General features: G+C 72.4%; 20 protein-coding genes. 3 read left to right on the top strand and 17 right to left on the bottom strand.

Annotated features, from left to right (window positions below; translation table 11 throughout):
- Positions 1-67: 67 nt before the first annotated feature.
- The 3 genes from QIS99_RS23345 to QIS99_RS23335 all read right to left on the bottom strand — a co-directional run bounded on the left by QIS99_RS23345 (position 68) and on the right by QIS99_RS23335 (position 3,487).
- Positions 68-1,057 carry an SDR family oxidoreductase gene (locus tag QIS99_RS23345; RefSeq protein WP_282515566.1) on the bottom strand — a complete coding sequence of 330 codons (990 nt, stop codon included), beginning with the start codon at positions 1,055-1,057 and terminating at the stop codon, positions 68-70.
- Entirely contained in the window at positions 1,054-2,295 is a 1,242-nt protein-coding gene (locus QIS99_RS23340) for an MBL fold metallo-hydrolase (RefSeq protein ID WP_282515565.1), read from the bottom strand. Before QIS99_RS23340 ends, QIS99_RS23345 begins: the two co-directional genes overlap by 4 nt.
- Positions 2,296-2,449: 154 nt before the next feature.
- Complete coding sequence (locus QIS99_RS23335) at positions 2,450-3,487, bottom strand: AraC family transcriptional regulator (RefSeq protein WP_282515564.1); 1,038 nt, start codon at positions 3,485-3,487, stop codon at positions 2,450-2,452.
- Between the two features lie 210 nt (positions 3,488-3,697).
- Between QIS99_RS23335 and QIS99_RS23330 the strand changes: the two genes are divergently transcribed.
- Both QIS99_RS23330 and QIS99_RS23325 read left to right on the top strand, forming a co-directional pair.
- Positions 3,698-4,852 (top strand): beta family protein, encoded by a 1,155-nt coding sequence (locus QIS99_RS23330; protein ID WP_282515563.1) that lies wholly within the window; start codon positions 3,698-3,700, stop codon positions 4,850-4,852.
- Between the two features lie 86 nt (positions 4,853-4,938).
- Positions 4,939-6,291, top strand: a complete 1,353-nt coding sequence (locus QIS99_RS23325; RefSeq protein WP_282515562.1) for an acyl-CoA dehydrogenase family protein — start codon at positions 4,939-4,941, stop codon at positions 6,289-6,291.
- Between the two features lie 36 nt (positions 6,292-6,327).
- Here QIS99_RS23325 and QIS99_RS23320 read toward each other — a convergent pair whose 3' ends face one another.
- The 5 genes from QIS99_RS23320 to QIS99_RS23300 form a co-directional block, all read right to left on the bottom strand.
- A complete protein-coding gene (locus QIS99_RS23320) occupies positions 6,328-6,945 on the bottom strand; it encodes a hypothetical protein (protein ID WP_282515561.1) in 618 nt (205 codons plus the stop codon).
- A 32-nt stretch (positions 6,946-6,977) separates the two neighbouring features.
- The gene (locus QIS99_RS23315; protein WP_282515560.1) at positions 6,978-8,201 is read right to left on the bottom strand and encodes an AAA family ATPase; all 1,224 of its coding nucleotides are present in this window, start codon (positions 8,199-8,201) and stop codon (positions 6,978-6,980) included.
- 89 nt (positions 8,202-8,290) lie between these two features.
- The gene (locus QIS99_RS23310) at positions 8,291-9,793 is read right to left on the bottom strand and encodes an APC family permease (RefSeq protein WP_282515559.1); all 1,503 of its coding nucleotides are present in this window, start codon (positions 9,791-9,793) and stop codon (positions 8,291-8,293) included.
- A 237-nt stretch (positions 9,794-10,030) separates the two neighbouring features.
- Positions 10,031-11,398, bottom strand: coding sequence for an aminotransferase family protein (locus QIS99_RS23305; protein WP_282515558.1), 1,368 nt, complete (start codon positions 11,396-11,398; stop codon positions 10,031-10,033).
- 46 nt (positions 11,399-11,444) lie between these two features.
- Positions 11,445-12,926 (bottom strand): aldehyde dehydrogenase, encoded by a 1,482-nt coding sequence (locus tag QIS99_RS23300; RefSeq protein WP_282515557.1) that lies wholly within the window; start codon positions 12,924-12,926, stop codon positions 11,445-11,447.
- 286 nt (positions 12,927-13,212) lie between these two features.
- On the opposite strand from QIS99_RS23300, the gene QIS99_RS23295 reads away from it, so the two are divergent.
- Positions 13,213-13,830, top strand: a complete 618-nt coding sequence (locus QIS99_RS23295) for a TetR/AcrR family transcriptional regulator (RefSeq protein ID WP_282515556.1) — start codon at positions 13,213-13,215, stop codon at positions 13,828-13,830.
- 52 nt (positions 13,831-13,882) lie between these two features.
- Here the strand turns inward: QIS99_RS23295 and QIS99_RS23290 are convergent, their stop codons facing one another.
- The 9 genes from QIS99_RS23290 to QIS99_RS23250 all read right to left on the bottom strand — a co-directional run bounded on the left by QIS99_RS23290 (position 13,883) and on the right by QIS99_RS23250 (position 23,180).
- Positions 13,883-14,908 (bottom strand): LysR family transcriptional regulator, encoded by a 1,026-nt coding sequence (locus tag QIS99_RS23290; protein WP_282515555.1) that lies wholly within the window; start codon positions 14,906-14,908, stop codon positions 13,883-13,885.
- Positions 14,909-14,981: 73 nt separating this feature from the next.
- On the bottom strand, positions 14,982-16,361 hold the full coding sequence (locus QIS99_RS23285; protein ID WP_282515554.1) for an MFS transporter: 1,380 nt from the start codon (positions 16,359-16,361) through the stop codon (positions 14,982-14,984).
- A gap of 67 nt (positions 16,362-16,428) precedes the next feature.
- The gene (locus QIS99_RS23280) at positions 16,429-17,835 is read right to left on the bottom strand and encodes an aspartate ammonia-lyase (RefSeq protein WP_282515553.1); all 1,407 of its coding nucleotides are present in this window, start codon (positions 17,833-17,835) and stop codon (positions 16,429-16,431) included.
- On the bottom strand, positions 17,832-18,968 hold the full coding sequence (locus QIS99_RS23275) for a M20 family metallopeptidase (protein ID WP_282515552.1): 1,137 nt from the start codon (positions 18,966-18,968) through the stop codon (positions 17,832-17,834). Before QIS99_RS23275 ends, QIS99_RS23280 begins: the two co-directional genes overlap by 4 nt.
- Positions 18,968-19,642: a DUF1028 domain-containing protein gene (locus tag QIS99_RS23270; protein ID WP_282515551.1), complete on the bottom strand. Its 675-nt coding sequence runs from the start codon at positions 19,640-19,642 to the stop codon at positions 18,968-18,970. Before QIS99_RS23270 ends, QIS99_RS23275 begins: the two co-directional genes overlap by 1 nt.
- Positions 19,639-20,190, bottom strand: coding sequence for a RidA family protein (locus QIS99_RS23265; protein ID WP_282515550.1), 552 nt, complete (start codon positions 20,188-20,190; stop codon positions 19,639-19,641). Before QIS99_RS23265 ends, QIS99_RS23270 begins: the two co-directional genes overlap by 4 nt.
- A gap of 17 nt (positions 20,191-20,207) precedes the next feature.
- Positions 20,208-21,467, bottom strand: a complete 1,260-nt coding sequence (locus QIS99_RS23260) for a flavin-containing monooxygenase (protein WP_282515549.1) — start codon at positions 21,465-21,467, stop codon at positions 20,208-20,210.
- A gap of 238 nt (positions 21,468-21,705) precedes the next feature.
- The gene (locus tag QIS99_RS23255; protein WP_282515548.1) at positions 21,706-22,380 is read right to left on the bottom strand and encodes a GntR family transcriptional regulator; all 675 of its coding nucleotides are present in this window, start codon (positions 22,378-22,380) and stop codon (positions 21,706-21,708) included.
- A 32-nt stretch (positions 22,381-22,412) separates the two neighbouring features.
- The gene (locus QIS99_RS23250; protein ID WP_282515547.1) at positions 22,413-23,180 is read right to left on the bottom strand and encodes a maleate cis-trans isomerase family protein; all 768 of its coding nucleotides are present in this window, start codon (positions 23,178-23,180) and stop codon (positions 22,413-22,415) included.
- Positions 23,181-23,348 lie beyond the last annotated feature (168 nt).

Genomic DNA, 23,348 nt, shown 5'->3' with positions numbered 1-23,348 from the left:
GTGGAACACAGGTGGCTACCGCGGAGTAAGTTACGGGAGGTAACGGCTGGTTGAAAGGGGCGTGACGTTACCGGTTCGGCCGACGCCCCGGCGCCGATCGCCGCGCCAGCATCCTGCGCTGCACCCGCCGCCCCCGCGCCACCGCCAGCGGGAGCGCTCGCAGGCCGAGCGAGGGGAGTGCGGCGGCGAGCCGGACCTGCAGTCCCCGCCCCCTCGGGACCGCGGTGACCGGGCGGGGCCGGTCGAGGACCTGGCGTACCGCGTCGACGACCTCCTCGGGCCTGAGCAGCCTGCCGGAGAACGACAGCGCCGAGCCGGGGTCGTCGAGCTTGTCGTGGAGCATCGGGGTCCAGATGCCGTCGGGGCAGACGCAGGAGATCCGGATGTTCCTGATCCCGGCGAGGCGCAGGTCGGCGAGGGTGCTGAGGCTGAAGCCGAGCGCGGCGTGCTTGGACGCGGCGTACACCGCCTCGCCGGGGACCGGGGTCAGCCCGGCAAGCGAGACGACGTTGACGATGTGTCCGCCGGTGCCGCCGGTGTCGCCTGTGTCGCCTGTGTCGCCGGTGTCGCCTGTGTCGCCTGTGCCGTCTGTGTCGCCGGTGCCGCCAGTGCCGTCTGTGTCGCCTGTGTCGCCTGTGTCGCCGGTGCCGCCGGTGCCGCCTCCGGCGTCGGTGCTGCGTCGCATGGCCTCGATCGCCGCGACCGTGCCGTTGACGGTGCCGAGCGCGTTGACCTCGACCATCAGGCGGCGTACGTCGGCCGACTGATCCCAGGCGGGGCCGGTTGCCAGGACACCGGCGTTGTTGACCCAGACGTCCAGGCGCCCGGCCTCCCGCACGATGCGGTCCCGGGCGGCGGCGACCTGGGTCTCGTCGCGTACGTCCACGGCCGCCCAGGAGACCTGGGGCCCCAGCTCGTCCGCCGTCGCGCGGGCCGCGTCCGCGTCCACGTCGGTGACCAGGACCCGGTGGCCGCGCCCGGCCAGCTCCGCGGCGATCAGTCGGCCGAGGCCGCGCCCCGCGCCCGTGACGACCGCGCCCGCGCTGGCGGCGGTCACCGCGCACCGCCCGTGACCGTACCGCCCGCGCTCGTACCGCCCGCGCTCGTCCCGCCCGCGCTCGTCCCGCCCGCGTTCGTCCCGCCCGTGATCGTCCCGTACGCGATGCCGCCGTGGACGTACGTCGGAACGACCGGCCAGAACCGCTTCCACGGGGCCAGCTCCGTCGACGGCAGGATCTGCAGCCAGCGCGGGTCGGCCTTGCAGCGGTCGGCGAGGGTCTTCTCCTTGACCATCGAGTCGTACTGGTCGAGAGAGTCTTCAAGGGTGTTGGCGTTGGGGCAGATCTCGCGCCCGAACTCCCTGGCGTAGCGCCGCACTCCGGGGATGCGGGACAGCTCCGGTTGCCAGTTGTCCAGGGAGATGCCGTTCTCCGACGACACCCACACCCCGTCCGGCGTGTTCAGTACGAGGGAGTGGTTGCCGTCGGTATGACCCGGCGTCCACAACAGGGCTATGCCGGGGCCGAGTTCGATGTCGCCGTCGAAGGCGACGAACTGCTCCGGGTCCACGCCGCCGAGCCCGCCGTCCACGTACCACGCCCACTGCATCGGATGCAGGGACCGCAGCGTGTCCAGCTCGCGCCGGTGCACGAGCATCCGCGCCCCGCCGAACAGCGCCCGGCGCGGGGCGTGTTCGCCCTCGATGACCTCGGTGGAGCCCAGGATCATCCGCGGGTCCTGGACGTGCAGGTGGTCGAAGGTGCAGAAGTCGATGTCGTCGGGGGTGAGGCCGAGGCGGCGCAGTACGTCGCCGGGCTCGGCGTAGTACTTGAGGACCACCCGCTCCAGGAGCCTGCCGCCGGGGACCTTGGCGGTCAGCTTCTGCAGGTTGCGGTAGAACGGCGCCTCCGCCGACCCGTCCGGCACCGTCGGCTCGAACACGAGGGTGCGGGCCCGGCCGTCGAAGTCCTCGTACTGCACCACGATCATGCGGTTGATCATCGAGATCAGCGGGAGCGTGGGCACCGAGACGGCGTCGTGGAAGGCGTACTTCACGGGGTACGGGGCCGCCGCGATGTCCACCGACTTCACGGCCCGCACCCGGCCCTGCGCCTTGAAGCGCTCCTTGTACGCGGCGGCGGCCTCCCGGACCGCCCGCAGCCGGTCGCCGCGCGGCCACACGTCGTGCACGCCGTCGAACTCGGGGATCGGCCGGGCGCCGATCGCGGTCAGGTGGTCGTCGGTTCCTCGGTCGGTTCCTCGGTCGGTTCCTTGGTCGGTTCCGGCTGTCGCCATGGACTACTCCTCGCTGTCGCTGTCGAGCCAGCAGGATGCCGGGCCGCGGGCGGCGGGATTTGTTCCAGCGCGACAAACTCGGTACGCGCGGGCGGGCTCGGTACGCGCGGGCGGGCTCGGTACGCGCGGCCGGGCTCGGTACGCGCGGCCGGGCTCAGTGCGGGCGACGGCCCCGCACCCGGGGCCGCACCCGGCGCCGCACCTCGCTCGGGCTCGTGCCGCGCCAGCGTCGTACGGCATGGCTGAGGCCGGACTGGTCGGCGAAGCCGGACATCGCGGCGACCTGGCCCAACGGCAGGTCGGTGGTGGTGAGGTAGCGCAGCGCGAGGTCCCTGCGGACGTCTTCGAGGATCTCGGCGAAGGTGGTCGACTCGGCGGCGAGGCGGCGTTGCAGGGTGCGCGGGTGCAGCGCGAGCAGCCGGGCGACCTGGGCGAGGGAGGCGGGGTTGGCGCCGATGCTGCCGGCCAGGGTCCGTCGTACGTGGGTGGAGACCAGCTCCTCCGGGTCGGTGTGGTGACTGGCCAGGTAGTCGAGGGCGAGCTTGCGGATCGTCTCGTCCGCGCCCTCGAACTCCTCGTCGAGCAGCCGCCGTTCGACGCGCAGCGCGGCCGTCGGGCAGCCGAACTTCACGTCCGCGCCGAAGAACCCGGTGTACCGGGCGACCGGCGACAGGGGCTGGTGCGGCAGCTCCACTGAGCGCAGCCCCCGCAGCCCCCCGGCCAGGGCAGCCGCCACCCGGTGGAACACCCCGAGCCCGAGCTCGGTGGCCTGCGGGGAGTACGGGGAGTCGCGCAGGTCCTTCCGGTACGTCAGGGCGACCACCTCGCGCCGCCCCCGCGGATCCGGCTCCACGCCGACCCGCAGCGCCGGGCTGTGCACGAACAGGAACCGCGAGGCGCAGTCGAGCGCCTCGGCCGGGGTCGAGGACGCCTGGATGGCGAGGGCGAGGCGGCCGAGGATGCTGACGTCCTGGGTGTCGGCGAGGCGGAGGCCGAAGTCGGGGCAGTCCAGGTCACGCGCGACCGCGTCCAGCATCAGGTCGTGGGCGTCGATCGGGACGAGCCCTTCCTCGGAGGTGAGCGCGGCCGCGGGGATCGCGAACCGGTCGAGGAACTCCTCGGGGTCGCCGCCGAGCTCCGTCACGAGCCGTGCGAAGCCGCGCAGACTGGCTCCCCGGATCATCGCGCCCATCGGCCGATGCTAACGGCGCCGGGGGCGCCGGGGTACCGGGTACGAGGCGCTGGGGTACCAGGCACCAGCCGCCGAGCTTCCGTGCGCCGGGTGGTCGAAGTGGCGAGATATGACCCCTCGCCCCGGACGCCCCCTTTCGTCATCGACTGTCCCGGGCGACTCTGCGATCAGGACGGGACGTTCTCGCGGGGAAGACGGGGGCTGTTCGCGATGGCCGACTCCATACCGCTGCACACGCCCGCACCACGGCACACGCCCCCACCGCTCTACGTGCCCGTGCTGCCGGCCCGGAGCAGCGCGCTCGCGGCGTACGCCGGGCTGAAGCCGTGGATCCGGGCGGTCACCGCGCCCGTCTGGACCGTACCGCCGCGAACGGGCCCCGAACGACTCCTCGGCCACCGGCCGGAGGTCCTGTACGACCGGGACCCGGTGGCCCTCGCCGCGCATGTGCGGCGCCGTACGGTCGACATCATGCGGGCGCAAGGGGCGCTCCCGGCCTGGGTGGACGCCTTCCACGTGGAGGACGAGGCGGGGCCGGTGGCGGGGGAGCTGTGGAACCATCTGCCCGGCAGCCCGCTGCGGCCGGTGACGGGCGTCGAGCGGCCGGAGTGGCAGCAGGACGCCACGGCACGGACGGCCCGCGCGAGCGGCAACGGCCTGGGCGTGCGCGTACTCCTGCCCGGTCTGCCGGACGAGCGTCAGGCCGAGGCGGTACGGGAGCTGGCCCGGCGCGTACGGGAGGCCGGGGCCGGGCCGCTCGACCTCCTCCTCGACCTGGGCGCCGTCACGGACGAGCACCACCGGGCCGACAAGTGGGCCGTGCGCGCCCTGGAGTTGCTCGGCGGGCTGCACCGGTGGCGGACGGTCGCGCTCATCGCCGGTTCGCTGCCCCCGGACCTGAGCGACGTCCCGGTCGGCGAGGTGACCGAACCGCACCGCTTCGACTGGGACGTCCGGCACCTGGTCCTGCACGTTGCCGGTCCCGACGCACTGCGGCCGGTGTACGGCGACTACGGGGCGCAGCACGTCGGCGGCGCGGACCAGCCGACGGAGCGCGGGGGCGGCCCGGCGTGGGGCCTGCTGCGGTACACGACGGAGCGCACGTTCCTCCTGGCCAAGGCGCCGACGGGCGGGCCGGATCGGGCGGAGCGCGTCCGCTCGCTCGCCCTGCGCCTCGTCGAGACGATGGACTTCCGCGGCCCGCACTTCAGCGACGGCGACCGTTGGCTCGACGCCTGCGCCCGGCAGTCCGGAAGTGCGGGCACGGGCACGCCGGGGCGCTGGATCGAGGCGGGCCACAGTCAGCATATGACCTACGTGACACGCCAGTTGAGCGTGTCCGACCCGAGTGGGGCACTCAACTGACCCCAGAATGCGCAGAGTTGATCTCGCCTAGGCCTCGACCTCGACTCGGACTCGGACTCGGACTCGACAGCAAGGAGTGCCCCTTCATGACGCCCACGCCCGGACAGCACACCGAACCGCAAACCGATCCGCACACCGGGCTGCACCCGGGACAGCGCACCGAACCGCACACCGAACCGCACACCGGGCTGCACCCGGGACAGCGCACCGAACCGCACACCGAACCGCACACCGAACCGCAAACCGAACTGCACACGGGACAGCACACCGAACTGCACATCAGCCCGGAGTTTCCCGCAGTGCTCCACCGGATAGCGGAGCTCGGCCCGGCCCTCGACGCGGAGGCGGGCCCGGCCGAGGAGCGCGGACGGCACACCGAGGACACCGTGCGGGCCCTGCTCGACGCCGGGATCGTCCGGGCCGAGCTGCCGAAGAGCCTCGGCGGCTACGAGTTCTCACCGCGCCAGCTGATCGAGATGGTCGAGCAGGTCAGCCACCACGACGCGGCCGCCGGCTGGACGATGCAGGCGCTGCAGGTGATGACCGCCACCACCGCGGCCTACCTCGGACCGGTCGCGGCGGCGGAGCTGTTCCCCGATGTCGCGACCGGGAAGCACGCGTTGCTGGCCGGGCAGGGCACCCGTCCCGGCCGGGCCGTCCCGGTGGACGGCGGCTATCTCGTCAGCGGCGCCTGGCAGTTCGCCTCCGGCATGGCGCACGCCTCCCACATCCACAGCGCGATCCAGGTCGAGGGCACGGGGGAGCTGCGGGTCCTGGCGATGCCCAGGTCCGAGGTGGTCCTCGACGGCAACTGGGACGTGCTCGGGCTGCGCGCCACGTACAGCGTCGACTACCACTGCGACGACGTGTACGTCCCGGCGACGCACACCTACCCCGCCACCACAACCACCCCGGCCAACGGCGGCGCGGTCTACCGCCTGGGCCTGGTCAACCTGTCCGCGCTCGGGCACACCGGCTGGGCCTTCGGGGTGGGGCGGCGCCTGCTCGACGAGCTGAGGTCGGTCGCCGCCGCCCGCACCGGCACCCGTAACGCCCCCGTCGACACCTCCCAGTTCCACGCGGAGTACGCGACCGCGGAGGCCGGGCTCCGGGCGGCCCGGGCCTGGGCCATGGAGGTGTGGCAGGACATCGAAGCCACCCTGGACGCAGGCGAGTTGCCGACCCCGGACCAGGACACCCTGCTGCGCCTCACGCTCAACCACGCGACGACGACCGCCCTCGACGTGGGTCGCACGGTCCACCGCTGGGCGGGCACGGCAGCGATGCGACGCGGCCCGATGGACCGGTTCCTGCGCGACCTCAACACCGGTTCCCAGCACATCACCTCCAGCCCGGTAGTACTGCAGAACTGCGGGATGTGGCTCAGCGGTGCGCGACCCCAGGCCCGGTGGACGTTCCTCGACCTGGGCCAAGACTGAGTCAGCGATGCGGCGGCGGCCTGGTCAGCGCGCGTGTCACGAACCACGGGACCAGTTACCGAGGTCGGCGAGGAAGTCGGCGTGGGAGCGGTTCTGGCCCACGGGAGCCGTCAGCAGGCCCCGTTTCGCTGCTTCCTGGGCGATGAGCGGGCCGTCGCTCTCACGGAAGGGCGGCGACTTCAGGGTGTGCCGCAGCTTGCCCTTCGGGTCGTCGATCAGCCCCGTGTTCTTGCCGCGTAGCTGCGCGGGAATCTTCCACTTGGGCCGGACATGCGGGAACGCGTCCGGGAAGAGGAGCAGCCACCCCTCGGACTCCCACGCGGCGAGCGCGTACGCCGAGTCGGCCGGGCACTGACGGTTCAGCTCGGCGGTGACGGTCCTGCGGACCGACCGGTACCGGTCGTCGGTGTAGCCGTCCAGGTCCTCATGGACGGCGAAGGCGACGAGTCGGCCCCGCTGTTGGAGGGCCTTGCCCTTGGCCTTCCCCACCAGGCTGCGCACGCTGCTCTCCAGATCCCCTCCCGTCTTCTTCTTCAGCCGGACGGGATCGTTGATGCGTACGATCTTGGCGTCTCCGAGCCCCGGATGGTGGGCCCGGACGACTTCGGCGAGGATCTTGCAGTCGTTCTCGTCCTCACCTGCCAGGACGATCACCCCACGCCCCGCTCCGGCTGCCCCCCGGCGGCTCACATCTCACCTCCGGTGAGGTCGCCGCCGAGCACGCCGGAGAACCACAGGTCGCCCAAGGGCTGGTCGCCGCTCTCCTCGACGATCGCCTCGACCTCGTCGACCGTGAGCGCCGGGATGATGGAGGCGCCTGCGTCATCGCGCTCGCAGATCACGATCTCCTCGGGGCGGAGCCGGTCGACCAGGGCCGGCGAGTGCGTGGCGACCAGGAACTGGCTGCGGCTCGAAGCTTCGCGCAGCCGCTCCACGATCAGGGACAGGGCCTGGGGGTGCAGGCCGTGGTCGATCTCTTCGATGCAGGTCAGCGCCGGGGGGTGGGGGTCGTAGAGCAGTGCGAGCAGGCCCAGGAATCTGACGGTGCCGTACGAGGCGAAGGCCAGCGGTGTCGGCCGGCGCAGGCCGAGCTCCCGGAGCAGGACGGTGACCTGGTCGGAGGCGCCGCCGAGGGTGGCGAACTCGATGTCCTCCAGCTGGGGCAGGACGGTACGGGCGTCGGCGACGAGGGACCGCCAGGCCTCGTCGTCGTCCGAGCGGAGGTACATCAGGAACTCGGCGAGGTTGTCCGCTTGCGGGGACAGGCCGACGAAGCGGGAACCCCGACGTGTCCGGTACGGGCGACGGGCCGCGGCGACGTCCACGTCGAACACCCGGAAGGAGGAGAGCTGTTGAGCGAAGCGGGAGACTTCCTCGCCGCCGTCGGAACTCGCCAGGCGCGGCAGTGTCGACAGCCCGCTGCTCAGCCGCTGGATACCGAAGCTGCCGCTGTCGTCCAACTTGCCCGCTTTTGTGTCGACGACCTCCGCGGACTCTCCCGAGATGGTGATGCGACGGCCGCGCCCTTGAGTGCGCTTGAACCGGAACGACTCGCTGCGCGAGAGACTGTCCGCGCCCGACTTCAACACGCGGCGGCGGATGGTGAGTTCGTATTCGTCGGGGCTGTTCTCGTGTGCGTGTGTCGTCCACGTCGACTTGAGTCCGATACGCAGGGTGGTCGGGGGCTTGGGCCCGCCCCAGAACGCGACCTCGCTGAAACCGTCCCGGGAGTCGAGTGCGGGCTGGAGGTCCGTACGGATGACGTCGGCGAGGAAGTCGAAGACTTCCAGAAGGTTCGACTTGCCGGTGGCGTTCGGCCCGACCAGGACGGTCAAGGGTCCCAGGGGAACGGTCACTTCGCGCAGACTGCGGAAGTTCTCCACATGTAGTTCGAGCAGGCGGCCAGACATACGGGAACCTATCAGGGGGCGAGGTGGCGGGCGGTCGTCCCTAAGTTAATCCACCGCACGGCAGGGCGTCCTCGCTCTCGTGACGCCAGCTATTCGGTCACCCTGTTCCTTTTCTCCCGCTTCTTGTTCTCCCGCGCCGCCACCCCCAGCCCCACCGCCCCGACGAGCAGGAGCAGCGCGACCGTACCCAGGGTGAACGTCTCGAAGGCGAGGCGGGAGACGCCCCAGACCTCGGTGAAGACGTAGTCGATGCCGAACAGGCCCTCCAGGACGCCGGGGAACAGGGCCGACCAGGAGCCGATCAGGATCCACGCGTACACGAGCACCGCACAGGCCACGAACCCCCGGTTGCCGAACGGGACTTGGTACGGGCGCGGTACCTCCGGGCGGCGCAGCCGGAGGACGACCAGGGCGGGGATCACCACCAGGTAGGACAGCAGCAGCGTCGTCACCGCCACCGTGAGGACGACCGTGAACACCGCCGCCGCGTCGCCGTCCGCCAGTTGCATCGCCGCCAGCATGAAGACCGTGGCCACAGCGCCGGACAGCAGGTTTGTGCGGACCGGCGTGCCGAGCCTCGGGTGGAAGGCGCCGAGGGCGCGGGAGAAGAAGCCGCCGTCGGCCGCGGCCATGGCCTGCATGCGGTCGCTGACGATCATCCAGGCGCTGCCCTGGGTGAGGAGCGCGAAGACGAACATGACCGCGGTGAGCGTGAGGAGCGGTCCGGCCGCGGCGCCGTACACACCGAAGACGAGCCGCGCGCCCTCCATGAAGCCTCCGACGCCGGTGACCTTCCCGGCCGGGACGACGGCGAGCAGCGCCAGGACCGGGAGCAGGTAGCAGCAGGCCGCGATGGTCGCCGAGCGGCCGAGCGCGGCGGGCACGTCGCGCTGCGGGTCGTGCATCTCCTCGCCCGCCGCGTTGGGCGCCTCGAAGCCGACGTACGCGAACAGCAGGATCGGTACGAGGGCGAGGAACCCGGCCGTGGTCGGGGTGAAGTCGGCGTCGGTGAGGCCCTGGAAGCCGTGCTGGGCTCCGTACGCGACGGCCGTGAGCGTGAACAGGGCGAGGGAGAGGACCTTCACGATCGCCCCGGCCGTGGTGATCCACTTGCCGCGGCTGAGGGAGACGACCGCGGTGAGGATGGCCGCCCAGACGAAGACGATTTTGAACGCGTAGTCGGCGAACGTGCCCGAGCCCAGCGGGAACACGAAGCCGTCCCACGTCTCGGCGGCCAGGAAGACGAGGGAGCCGCCCAGCCAGATCGGGTTGGTGACCCAGTAGAAGAGGGTGGTGAGCGCGGCGGCGGGCCGGCCGAGGGCGAGCTTGACCCACATGTACGGGCCGCCCTCCTGCGGGAACGCGGCACCCGTCTCGGCGAACAGCAGGGCGTACGGGAGCAGGAAGAACAGGGCGATGGCCGCCGTCCAGGTGGCGGCCTCACCGCCGCCGGTGGCGATCTGTCCGACGGTGTCGAAGGAGATCACCGCGGCCACGGCCATGGCGGTGATGTCGAAGCGGCGGAGGCTGCGCCGCAGGCCCGGGGTGGCCTCGGGCGCCGGGAGTTCGGGGGAGGAGAGCTTGGTGGACACGGGCAGTTCCTAGGGCGGGAGTCGGGGGACTGCGGACTGCGGGGACTGCGTGCGGGTGCGTGCGTGTCTGTGCGGGTACGGGGGGATCTGTGCCGGTACGAGGGGTGCATCTGTGCCGGTACGGGGTGGAGGGGAGGCCCGGCGGGGGGACGGGCCTCCCCGTGCGGTCAGGCCCGGCGGGGGAACGGGCCTCCCCGTGCGGTCAGGCCTGGCGGGGGAACGGGCCTCCCCGTGCGGTCAGGCCTGGCGGATCCGGCCGTTCGGCTCCGTGCGCTCCAGGACGCCGCGCAGCGCCCCCGCCGCCTCCTTCGCCTCCGCCTCGGTCATGATCAGCGGCGGGGAGAGGACCAGGCTGTGCGCGGAGTCGCGGACGATGACGCCGGTCTCGCGTCGGATCACGTCGTGCGGCATCCGCTCCGGGTCGAGGGGCAGCGGCTCGCGGGTGGCCTTGTCGGCGACCAGCTCGACGGCGAGCATCATGCCCACCGAGCGCACCTCGCCCACGACCTCCAACTCGCCCAGCTGGGACTGAAGTTCGGCGTGCAGGAAGGCGCCCATGGCGGTGGCGCGGGCGAGCAGGCCCTCCTTCTCGATGACGTCCAGGTTGGCAAGCGCTACGGCGGTGGCGACCGGGTGGCCGTTGTACGTGTAGCCCATCGGGAAGCCCTGCTCGCGCAGCAGCGCCTCCGCGACGTGGTCCCCGACGAGCAGCGCGCCGAGCGGTACGTACCCGGAGGTGATGCCCTTGGCGGTGACGATGATGTCGGGGGTGGTGTCGAAGTACTGGGCGGCGAACCACTCGCCGACGCGCCCGTACGCGGTGACGACCTCGTCGAAGATCAGCAGGATGCCGTGCCGGTCCAGGACCTCGCGCACGCGCGGCCAGTAGTCGGCGGGCGGTACGAGCATGCCGCCGACGCCCATGATCGGCTCGCCGACCATCGCCGCGATGTTCCCCGGGCCGATCTCCGCGATGCGCTCCTCCAGCTCGCGGATGAGGAAGTCCGTGACGTCTTGTGGTGTCGCAGCCTGGTCCCCGTACAGCTCGGTGCGGTAAGGCCACGGCGGGGTGAGGTGCGAGACGTGCGGCACCATCGGGGCGAAGCCCTCCTGGTACAGCGGGAACCCGGCGGCGGAGCTGCCGCCGTAGCCGACGCCGTGGTACGCCTTGCTGCGGGCCAGGATCCAGGTGCGGCTGCTCTCGCCGCGGCGGTGGTGGTAGTAGCGGGCCATCTTGATCGCGGCCTCGACGCCCTCCGAACCGCCGGACGTGTAGTACACGTGGTTCAGCGGGTCCGGCGCCAACTCGGCGAGCCTTGAGGCCAGTTCGATGGCGCGCTCGTTGGAGAAGTCCCAGAAGCTGGTGAAGTACTCCAGCTTCTTCATCTGCTCGTGCGCCACGTCGGCGAGGTCCGTGCGGCCGTGGCCGATCTGGGCGAGCCACAGTCCGCCGGTGGCGTCCAGGTAGCTGCGGCCCTCGGTGTCGGTGAGGCGGCAGCCCGCGCCCTCGGTCATCACGACGCGCTCGGTCGCGGTGCCCGGGAGGTAGGGGTGGATGATGTGCGCCCGGTCGAGGCGGGCGAGTTCGGCGGCGTCGAGGGTCATGGTTGTGCCTTTCGTGAGCGAACCGCTGGCGTGGGCCGGTCAGGTCTCAGGAGTCGTACGAGATCCACGTGGTCTTGAGGCCCGTGTACTTGTCGAAGGAGTGCAGCGAGAGGTCGCGGCCGTGGCCGGACTGCTTGAAGCCGCCGAACGGGGTGAACGGGCTGAGCGCGTCCACGGTGTTGACGGAGACGGTCCCGGCGTGCAGCGCGTCGGCGACGCGGTGGGCGCGGCTCAGGTCCCGGGTCCACACGGACGCGGCCAGGCCGTACGCGGAGTCGTTCGCGAGCCGGACCGCCTCCGCCTCGTCGCGGAACGGCAGCACGGCGAGGACGGGACCGAACAGCTCCTCCCGTACCAGCGGGGCGTCGGGCGCGAGCCCGGTGACCACGGCCGGGTCGACGTACGCGCCCTCGCGGCCGGGCCGCGTACCGCCGCACAGGACCGTCCCGCCGGAGGACGCCACCGCGGCGCGGACGCGCTCCGCCTGCGCCTCGTCGACCAGCGGGCCGAGCCGCGTGGCCGGGTCGAGCGGGTCGCCCGGCAGCCAGGCGCGGGCATGCTCGGCGACCCGGGCGGCGAACTCCTCGGCGATCGAACTCTCCACGAGCAGCCGGGTGTTGGACGAGCACACCTGCCCGGCGTTGTACGCGAAGCCCCAGGCGGCGCGCTCGGCGGCGGCGTCCAGATCGGCGTCGGCGAAGACCAGGTTGGGGCTCTTGCCGCCTGCCTCGGGCCAGACCTGCTTCATGTTGGACTCGGCGGCGTAGCCGAGGAAGCGCTTGGCGACGGCCGTGGAGCCGGTGAACGCCAGGCAGTCGACGTCCGGGTGCAGGCCGAGGGCGCGCCCGGTGATCTCGCCGGGGCCGGTCACGACGTTCAGGACGCCGTCCGGAAGGCCTGCCCGCGCGGCCAGCTCGGCGAGCAGCAGCGCCGACTGCGGGGACTGCTCGGCCGGTTTCAGTACGACGCTGTTGCCGGCCGCGAGCGCGGGCGCGACCTTCCAGCTTGCGATGTCCAGGGGGAAGTTCCACGGCACCACCGCGCCCACGACACCCAGCGGGGCGCGGCGGACCAGGGCGAGGTTGCCGGGCGGGGCCGGGGCGACCTCGTCGTACAGCTTGTCCAGGGCCTCCGCGTACCAGGCGAAGCAGCCCGCGGCGCCGGGCACGTCGGTGCCGTACGACTCGGCGATCGGCTTGCCCATGTCGAGGGTGTCGCAGAGGGCCAGCTCCTCGCCGTGCGCCTCGATCAGGCGGGCGAGTTCGAGGAGGACGCGTTTGCGTTCGGCGGGGGCGGTACGGGACCAGCGGCCGTCCTCGAACGCGGTACGGGCGGCGGTCACGGCCCGGTCGACGTCGGGGGGCCCGGCGATCGCGACGTGGGCGGTGGTCTTGCCGGTGGCGGGGTTCACGGTGGGCAGCCACGGGTCGGCGCCGGCCGAGGGGTCGGTCCAGGTGCCGTCGAGGAAGAGGCGGGTGCGGGGGACGAGCTCGGCGGCGCGCTGCCGCCAGTGCGAGTACGTCGTCATGCGGGTGCCTTCACTTGCGTTGAGGGTGCGTCAGGGGTGTGCGGGAGGTGTTGTCAGAGGTGTTGTCAGAGGTGCGTCAGAGGTGCGTCAGAGGTGGTTCAGAGGTGTGGCGAGGGCGCCGGAGGGCCGGGGTGGCCCCGGATCAGGGGCGCGTCGGGACGGCGGGAGAACGGCGCACGTCCGGAGTTCTTTGAGATGAGATTCAAACAATAGGTGACGGAGTCGTCAATGCTCCGGGACGGAACTTCTTGCCGAAGATGGACCGAGTAGCAGAGAATCCATGGTCATGAGCAGAGTCGGCAGACCGCGCAACCAGACGGCGCGCAGGCAGGCCCTCGTCTCCGCGGCGGGGCAGGCGATCACGGAGCGCGGCCTCGAAGGGCTGCGGATCAAGGACATCGCGGACGCGGCGGGCGTCTCGCAGGGCTCGGTCCTGTATTACTACCCGGAGCTGGACGACCTCGTCCTGGAGGTGCACCGCGGCGCGGTGGAGAGCTTCCTGGCGTCACGGCAGCGGGCGTACGACGAGGCGCCCGCGGGGGAGCCGGCGGCGCGGCTGCGCGCGCTGGTCGACAGCGGGCTGCCGGGCAGTGCGGAGGACTCCGAGCACGGGCTGCTGTACCAGCTGCACCGGCGTGCGGGCCGCAGCCCCGGGCATGCCGAGCTGATGACGTCGCTGTTCGCGCGGGAGGTCGGGCTGTACGCGACGGCGCTTGAGGTGGGGGCGGCGACGGGGGCGTTCACGCTGGCCGCGTCGGCGCAGGATCTGGCGCATGGGCTGGTGGCGCTGGAGGACGGGTACGGCCTGCACATCGTCAGCCATAACGCTGCGGTGCGGCCGGAGCGGGCGCGGGAGCTGGTCCTTGCGCACGCGCGGGCGGTCACGGGTTGCCCGTCCCTGTGACCTCAGGGGTCAAAGCCTGCGGCGCTGGTTTTCGGGTGTCCCGCCACCCGTTTCAGGGCGCCTGGCCCGGCGCCACATCCCGCAGCACCCCCATCACCGCCCGCGCCCGCGCGGACTGCGCCACCCCCTCCAGCGTGGCCAGCCTGACCTCCAACGCCGGTCCCGCGCCCCGGAGCTCCAGCTCCACCACCTCTCCGCCGCCGTACGTCTCACTCGTCGCCGGGCGCTGGTTCAGGACGGAGTACCCGAGGCCCCGTGCGACCAGCGAGCGGACCGTTTCGTACGACTGGGTGCGGTAGCGGACGTCGGGGGCCGTGCCGGTGGCCGCGACCAGGGAGCGGAAGTAGTCGCGGCTGTGCGGCAGGTCCAGCAGGACCAGCGGCTCCGCCGACAGCTCGGCCAGCTCCACGCTGTCCCGGCCGGCCAGCGGATGCCCGGCCGCGACGATCACGTACGCAGGGGCCCGCGCGAGAGTCTCGCTGCGCACCTCCGGCTCGGTCGACAGGCCCAGGTCGTACGTGAGGGCGAAGTCGATGCGGCCCGTGGCCAGGGCGTGCACCAGCTGGTCCGTCTCCGCCTCGAACACGTCGATCTCGATGCCCGGGAAGCGCCGCGTGCACTCGCTGAACAGGGCGGGCAGGTAGTACGGGGAGAGGGTGACGAAGCAGCCGACCGAGACCGGGCCCGACACCGTCTCGCCGTCGCCCCGCGCCTCCCGCTCCACTTCGCGGGCGCGCGAGAGCAGGTCACGCCCCTGCTGGCGCAGGCGTTCCCCGGCGGGCGTCAGGGTCAGGCCCCGGCCGCGCCGCCGGATGAACAGCTGCACCTGCAGGTCGCGCTCCAGGTTGTGGATGGCGGCGGACACCGCGGACTGCGCGATGTGCAGCTCCACCGAGGCCTCCGTGACCGAGCCGCGCTCGGCGGTGACCAGGAAGTAGCGGAGCTGTACGAGGGTGAACCCCAGTGGCCCCAGTGGCCCCAGTGACCCCGGTGACCCCGGTGACCCCGGTGACCCCGGTGACCCCGGTGACCCCGGTGACCCCGGCGACCCCAGCGGTGACGGTGACGGTGACGTCATGCGAGAACACCTCGTGCCTTCCTGCCCGGTGCACCCTGCCCGGTGAACCCTGCCCGGGCCCGACCCTAAGGGGCTACCCCCGGCCGGGCGCCGCCGTCGCCACGTCCTCCGCGTGCAGCAGCGGCGAACCCGCCGTCTCCTTCAGGGACAGCGCCGCGACCAGACCGCCCGCCGCGAACACCATCAGGTACGGGCCCGGCACCAGCGTGCTGCCCGTCGCCGAGATCAGCACCGTCATCAGGTACGGCACCGTCCCGGCGAACAGCGCGGCCGTGACGTTGTACGCGATCGACAGGCCGCTCTGCCGGGTCCGCGTCGGGAAGATCTCCGCCGACCACACCGCGTACGTACCGAGGATCGCCGCCAGGATCACCCCGAGCAGCAGCCCCGCGATCCACGTCCCGGCCGTCCCCGTACGCATCAGCAGGAAGGCGGGGGTGGCCACGACCAGGAGCGCGGCCGTCGCGCCGACGAACACCGGCTTGCGGCCCACCTTGTCGGAGAGCGCGCCGAACAGCGGCACCAGCGCCAGGCCGAGCAGCGAGATGACCGTGGAGAGCAGGGCCGCGCTGTCGGCGGAGTGGCCGAGGTGGTCGGTCGAGTACGTCACCAGGTACGTGAGTACGGCGTAGAACGGGACGTGCATGGCCGCCATCAGGCCCGCCGCCTGGAGGAGTTGGCGGCGGTGGGAGCGGAGGAGCTCGCGGGCGGGGGAGCGCGGGACGGTGTCGTTCGCTTCGAGGGCGCGGTACTCCGGGGTGTCCTCGATCTTGTTGCGGATGACGAAGCCGATGACGCCGAGTGGCGCGGCGATCAGGAACGGGATGCGCCAGCCCCAGGCGGTGAGCTGGGCCTCGTCGAGCCCGGTGGACAGCAGCAGGAAGACGAACGAACCGGCCAGGAAGCCGAGCAGTGAGCCGACCTCCAGCCAGCCCACGCCGAAGCCCCGGCGGCGGCGCGGCGCGCTCTCCGCGAGGAAGCTCGCCGCGCTGCCGAACTCGCCGCCCGCCGCGAAGCCCTGCACCAGGCGCAGCACGACCAGCAGGATCGGTGCGGCTATGCCGATCGAGTGGTAGCCGGGGAGCAGGCCGATCGCCAGGGTGGCGCCCGACATGGTGAAGATGACCAGGGACAGCGTGCGCTTGCGGCCGATCCTGTCGCCGAGCGGGCCGAAGACCAGGGCGCCGATCGGCCGGATGCCGAAGGACACGGCGAACACGCCGAACACCGCGAGCAGTCCGGTCGTACGGTCCCCGGCGGGGAAGAACACGGTCGCGACGGTGCCCGCGAGATACGCGTACGCGGCCCAGTCGAACCAGTGGACGAACACGCCGACGGCACCCGCGGCGACGCTCCTGCGCAGGGTGACCACGTCCGTGGCCGCCTCGACCCCGGCCCCGGCTGTTGCTGTCCGGGAGTCGGTCGTCGTGGCGCCGGTGTGAGAGGTAGGCATTGCACGCCTCCTTGTGGATGGGTGGAGAAGCGGAGCTGAGGGCGGGTGCCGCCGGTTGCCGTGCTCTTCAGCGCACGGGCAGGCCGGTCAGCGCGGCGGGACTGGTCAGTTCGGCCAGCTCCGCCTCGGTCAGCAGGGCGCGCTCGCGGATCAGGTCGAGCGCGGGTCTTCCGGTGTGGTGGGCCTCAAGCGCCAGGGCGCAGGCGGTCTCGTGGCCGAGTGCGGGGCCGAGCGCGGTGACGAGTCCGGTGGAGGCGGCGACGGTCGCCGCGAGCCGGTCCCGGTCGGCGGTGATGCCGCGCACGCAGTGTTCGGTGAGGACGGTGACGCCCGCGGTGAGGTGGTCGAGGCCCGCGCTCAGGGCGCGGTGGATGACCGGTTCGAAGGCGTTGAGCTGGAGCTGTCCGCCCTCGGCGGCGAGGGTGACCGTCACGTCGTACCCGATGACCTCGAACGCGATCTGGTTGACCGCCTCCGGGATCACCGGGTTGACCTTGCCCGGCATGATCGACGACCCGGCCTGCCGCGCGGGCAGCACGATCTCGCCGAACCCGGCCTGCGGGCCCGAGGAGAGCAGCCGCAGATCGTTGCAGATCTTCGACAGCTTCACGGCGATCCGCTTGAGCACTCCGGACAGCTGCACGAACACCCCCACGTCCTGGGTGGCCTCGACCAGGTCCGGCGCCGAGACGAGCGTGGGGATGCCGGTGCGGCGGCGCAGGTGGCCGACCGCGCGCTCCCGGTAGCCGGGGCGGGCGTTGAGGCCCGTGCCGATCGCCGTGCCGCCGAGGTTCAGCTCGTGAAGCAGCACCCGGGCCTCGGCCAGCCGGTCCCGGTCCTCGGCGAGCGTGGCCGCGAACGCCCCGAACTCCTGGCCGAGCGTCATCGGTACGGCGTCCTGCAGCTGGGTGCGCCCCATCTTCAGTACGTCCGCGAACTCGGCGGCCTTCGCGGCGAACGCCTCGCCCAACTGCGCCAGGGCGGCCAGCAGTTCGCCGATGTGCGCGTCCAGGGCCAGCTTCACGGCGGTCGGGTACACGTCGTTGGTGGACTGCCCGAGGTTGACGTGGTCCAGGGGATGCAGCACCTCGTACGCGGCACGGGGGTGCCCGAGGAGTTCCAGGGCGCGGTTGGCGAGCACCTCGTTGGCGTTCATGTTGGTCGAGGTGCCGGCGCCGCCCTGGATCAGGTCGACGACGAACTGGTCGTGCAGCGCGCCCTGTTCGACCTCGGCGCAGGCCCGCGTGACGGCCTCGGCGAGCGCGGGTTCGAGGGCGCCGAGGTCGGCGTTGGCCCGCGCGGCGGCGGCCTTGACGGCGGCGAGGGCGCGGACCAGGTGCGGGCGGTCGGCCAGGGTCTCGCCGGTGAGGGGGAAGTTGGCGACGGCTCGCGTGGTGTGCGCCCCGTAGTAGGCGTTCACGGGGACCTCTACGGCGCCGAGCATGTCGTACTCGGTACGGAAGCGGGTGGTCACGACACCGCCCCCCGGTCCACGCCGGTCCAGGCCAGCGCCACCGCCCCGTCGAGCAGCGCCCGCTCCGCCCGGCCGCCGACGCAGTGGGCCGCGAACTCCCGCTGGTGGTTGGTGGCGGGCAGGGAGCCGATGCCGATGTACGGGTGGATGGCCGGGACCACCTGCGACACGTTGCCCATGTCGGTGGAGGCGCGGTTCATCCGGGCCGCCTGGCCGGGCGGCGCGAACTCCCGCCCCAGGGCTGTGGCGTTGGCGCGGTAGTGCGCGAGCGCCGCCTCGTCCGCGCGGAACTCCGCGTACGGCTTGCTCTCCGGTTCGATGGCGAGCTCGCAGCCGGTCGCGAGGGCGCCCGCCTCGAAGGCCCGCATGACGCGCGGCTCCAGCTCGGCGAGTTCCGCGAGGGTTTCGGCCCGTACGTACCAACGTCCGGACGCGTGCTCGGGGATGGCGTTCGGGGCGTCCCCGGCGTGCGTCACCACGCCGTGCACCCGCGCCGAGGCCGGGAGCTGCTGCCGGAGCAGGCCGATGGCGACCTGCGCGACGGTGAACGCGTCGGCCGCGTTGACCCCCGCCTCCGGGTAGGCGGCGGCGTGCGCGGACTTCCCGGTGTACGAAACCTTCGAGTGGCTGACCGCGAACGGGCGGGCCTCGGCCACGTCGACCGGCGCCGGGTGCACCATCATCGCCAGGTCCACCCCGGCGAACGCGCCCCGCTCAAGGAGCTCGATCTTGCCGCCGCCGCCCTCCTCGGCCGGTGTGCCGTACACCTCGACGGTCAGCCCGGCCTCGTCGGCCACGGCGGCCAGGCCGAGCGCCGCGCCGACCGAGCTCGCGGCGATCAGGTTGTGCCCGCAGGCGTGGCCGAGGCCCGGCAGCGCGTCGTACTCCGCGCACAGCGCGATCCGCACCGGCCCGCTGCCGAAGCGGGCGTGGAACGCCGTGTCCAGGCCGAGATACGCCGAGGTGACGTCGAACCCGGCCCGGTCGAGCAGCTCGGGCACGGCCGCGGCCGCCCGGTGCTCCTCCCACGCGGTCTCCGGGTCGGCGTGCAACTGCTGTGAGAGACCGATGAGTTGATGCGTCCGCTGTTCGACGGCCGCCCGCGCGGCCTGCTTCATCCGCTCCGCGGCCATCACTCGTCCCCCGGCACGCCGTACGAGGGAGCCGACGCCGGGTCCAGCCCGCGCCGCACATAGTCGTCGCGCTGCGGCAGCCAGACGTCGACGAGTTCGCCGAGCCGGTCGAGCGGGTCGTCCGCCCAGTCGACGCGCAGGTCGGTCACGCGCCAGCCGGCGTCCGCGACGACCGCGAGGCCCGCCGAGTACACCGGCCCCTCCTCGCCCCCGGCCGCGAGCGCGGCCTTCATGGCGGCGACGAGACGTTCCTCCAGCTCGCCCTCGGCCGCCGCGTACGCGTCGAGCAGTACGCGGGGGATGTGCGCGCCGGACAGCATGTTGCCCGCCGCCACCGCGCCGTCCGCCGTGGCCGAGGCGTGGGTGCCCAGGGTCTGCGCACCGCTGTACGCGAAGCCGGGACCGGAGCGCCCGAGGACGGTCAACTGCCGGTAGGCGATGGTCTTCTCGTTGCGCGCGGCGCCCGTGACGGCGGCCAGGGCACGCTCCGCGTCGCCGTGCTCCGCGAGTGCGTCCAGCAGATCCGGGCCGAGCGTCGGGTCGGTGACGTTCTGCGAGGTCGCCGCGCCGGTGCCGGGCCGGAGATGGACCACGCGCGCCGCCACCGCGGGGCTGGACGAGCTCGCCGCGATGCCGAACCGCCCGCCGTCCCGTACCACCAGGGAGAACGTCATGCCTGCTCCTCCTTCGAGTCCTTCGAGTCCTGCGAGTACTGCGAGTCCTGCGAGTACTGCGAGTACTGCGAGTCCTGTGCGGCCTTCGAGGTCTTGGAGTCCTGTGCGGCCTTCGGGATCACGGCGACCGCGTCGATCTCGCACAGCCACTCCGGGCGGGCGAGCGCGGAGACGACCAGGCCGGTGGAGATCGGGTGGACGCCCTTCGTCCAGCGCCCGACCGTGCGGTAGACGGCCTCCCGGTACCGCGGGTCGATCAGATAGATCGTCAGCTTGACCAGGTGTTCCATCCGGCTGCCGGACTCTTCGAGCAGCATCTTGATGTTCGCCATGGCCCGCTCGGCCTGCGCCTCTGCGTCACCGATCCCGACGGACTCGCTGGTGTCGAGGTCCTGGCCGATCTGCCCGCGTACGTACACCGTGTCCCCGGCGACGACGGCCTGGCAGAGGTCGTTGTCGAGGCTCTGCTCGGGGTACGTGTCGCGGGTGTTGAAGGGGCGGATCCGGGTGTGCCCGCCGGCGGTGACGGGTGCGTTCGGGGAGGTCATGGCTTGCTGCTCCTCAGTCATCCTCGGTCCTCGGTTCCGTACGCGAGGTAGCCGCGCCGGGTCGTGATGTGGTCGGCGATGTACTTGGCGTCGTGCCAGGCGCCCCAGATGAAGCTCGACCCGCGCCGGGACAGCCAGGGCAGGCCCACGAAGTACACGCCGGGCTCGGCGGAGACGCCGCGGCGCTGGTCGGGGCGGCCGTTCGCGTCGAAGGCGGCGACGTCCAGCCAGCCGTAGTCGGCGGCGAAGCCGGTGGCCCAGACGATCGAGGTCACGCCCGCCCCGGCCAGGTCCAGGGCGCGCCGCGGCTCGGTCACGCAGGCCGGGTCGGGGCCGAGGACGTGCGCCTCGGGCTCCTCGGGCAGGTCGAGGCCGTTGCGCTCGACGTAGGCGTCGGCGGCGCGCAGCAGGTCGAGGTACTTCTCGTCGCCGAGCGCGATGTTCTCCGCGAGGTCGGACGCGAAGCGCAGTACGCCGTCCTCGTACGCGGTGGTCATGCCGACGAGTTCGATGCCGCCGGCGGCCAGGGCGCGGAAGTCCACGGTGTGGCCGCCGCGGGCGCCGCTGACCGCGATCGTGACGTGGGCGGCGCCCTGCGGGGGCGTGTCCAGGTCCCACAGGCCGAGCACGCCGAGCCACCAGCAGAAGTCCCGGCCGCGGTACTGCCGGGGCGGCCGGTCGTGCGGGCCGACGGAGAGGAACACCTGCCGCCCGGACCGGCGCAGTTCGTCGGCGATCTGCACGCCGGACGACCCGGCGCCGACCACGAGCACGGCCCCTTCGGGCAGTTGGCCCGGATTGCGGTACGCGCTGGAGTGGATCTGCACGGGCCCGGCGCCGGCCGGCACGACCGGCGGGATCACGGGCCGCTGGAACGGTCCGGTGGCGGCCACCACGAAGCGGGCGTCGATCGCCCCGTCGCTCGTCTCGACCCGGAACCCGGGGCGCCCCGCGTGCTTGCGTACCTTCGTCACCTCGACGCCGCACCGGACGGGGGCGCCGATCTTCTCGGCGTACGCGACGAAGTAGTCGGCGACCTGTTCCTTCGAGGCGAAGGCGTCGGGGTGGACGTCGGTGAACTCCAGGCCGGGGAACCGGTCGTGCCAGGCGGGCCCGTTCGCCACCAGCGAGTCCCAGCGCTCCGACCGCCACCGCTCGGCGATGCGGTGCCGCTCCAGGACGACGTGCGGTATGCCGTGGGCCCCCAGGTGCTCGCTCATCGCTACGCCGGCCTGACCGGCCCCGACGACGACGACTTCGGTCTCTTCACTCGGCACTTCAGCCTCCACTCGGGCGGTAGTTCATCGAGGTGACGGTTGCGCGCTACCGCGTGAACATCCTTGGCCCGAGCCGGAAAGCCTGTCCAACAGATCTTTTCGGGGTAGGGGATCTGATTTTCAGATGTGCCGTTGCGTGTGTTCGGAGGGTGGGTCCAGCTCGTGGAGGTCGAGTTCGACCGCGAAGGGCACGATGGCCCGACCGCAGCGAGGGGTCGGGCCATGAGCAGCCGTACGGCTACTCCGCCGTACCCTCCCCGCCCGTCAACCGCTCCACCGCATCCTGCATATGCGCCTCAAGCAGCGTCAGCAGGCGGGGCTCGTCCGCGGCGCGGAGGGCCTCGATGAGGGCGGCGTGCTCCTCGACCATGGCCTGCGGGTCGGGGTGGCGGTGAGTGAGGGCCGACAGGCACATGCGGGTCTCGACGAACAGGGTCTCCGCGATCCGGGCGAGCCGGCGGCTGCCGGACTCGGCGACCAGGATCTGGTGCAACTCCATGTCGGCGGCGCCGAGGTGGGCCATGTTGCCGCGGCGCGCCGCCGTCGCCATCGCCCGGTGGGCCTTGGCGAGGCGGTCGGCGGTGCGCTGCGGGTCCTGCCGCAGGACGAGACGGCAGGCGGCGGCCTCCATGGCGGAGCGGGTGAAGTAGATGTCGCGTACGTCGTCCTCGTCGAGCTTGGTGACGAAGACGCCGCGGTGCGGCTCGCTGACCGCGATGCCCTGCTGCACGAGCCGCTGCATCGCCTCCCGCAACGGCCCCCGGCTGACGCCGAGTTGGGCCGCGAGCTCGGCCTCGCCGAGCTGGTGTCCGGGCGGCAGGCTGCCGTCCATGATGGCCTGGGTCAGCTGGGACGCGATCGCGAGGGACGCGGGCTCCCGTTTGACGGGCCGCAGACTCTTCACTTCCGCCATCTTCGGTTCGTCCTTGGTCGGGGCGCGGCCGGTCAGGCCGCGCCGGCGGTGATACGGGGATGGTGCGCCAGCAGGAACAGCGCCCCGAGACCCGCGCGCGGCTCCGCGTCGCCGGCCAGGCGCAGCCCCTCCCAGGCGGAGACCTGGTTGGCGGTGAGCACCGGCTTGCCGAGGGCCTGCTCAAGCTCGTCGAGGTACGCGACGGTGTGCAGGGCCGTGTCCGGCAGCAGGACCGCCTCCGCGTCCGGGTGGTCGTTGGACAGGGCGAGGTCCAGCACCTGGTCGCGGCTCAGCGTGCCGACCTCGGCGGCCGTGATGATGCCTCGGCCGGACACCTGGACGACCTCGGCCCCCGCGGCTTCGAGGAACCGTACGAAGTACCCGGCGACGTCGTCCGGGTAGGTCGCCGCGATCGCGAGCCGGCGGACGCCGAGCGCCTGGACGGCGTGGGCGAAGGCGAAGGACGTCGAGGACGCGCGGGTCACGGGGAGCCCGGCGGCCCCGGCGAGCTCCTCGACCTGGCGGCGGGCGCCGTCGGGGCCGTAGATGAAGCTGGCGCTCGTACAGGCCCAGACGACGGCGTCGGGGCGGTGCCGGGAGAGTTCCGTGAGGCCGTCGGCGAGGCGGTGCGTGGAGCCCATCTCCAGGAGGGCGTCCACGCGGTGCGCGTCCTCGCCCATGTCCGTGTGCACCAGCGGGAGCCGGGTGCCGTCGCCGAGGAGTCCTTCGAGGCGGGGGTAGTCGTCCTCGGCGGAGAAGCCCGGGTACAGGAATCCGACACAGGTGGTCCGGTCAGGCATGGGTTCGATTTCCTTTCGCGCGGGGGAGTCTAGCCCGCTGTCGACGAGACGAGGAGAAAATTGTCGACATTCGACATTCGACATGCGGTGTTCGGCATTCGGCATGCGGTGTTCGACATTCCACAATCCGCGCTCCGGCGGGCGGCGGATGCGGCGGGCTGTTCGTGA

It is taken from the genome of Streptomyces solicavernae (assembly GCF_029968095.1).
Taxonomy (GTDB): Bacteria; Actinomycetota; Actinomycetes; order Streptomycetales; family Streptomycetaceae; genus Streptomyces; species Streptomyces solicavernae.
The sequence above is the reverse complement of the archived record's forward strand: the minus strand, read 5'-3'. Positions and strand labels throughout refer to the sequence as shown.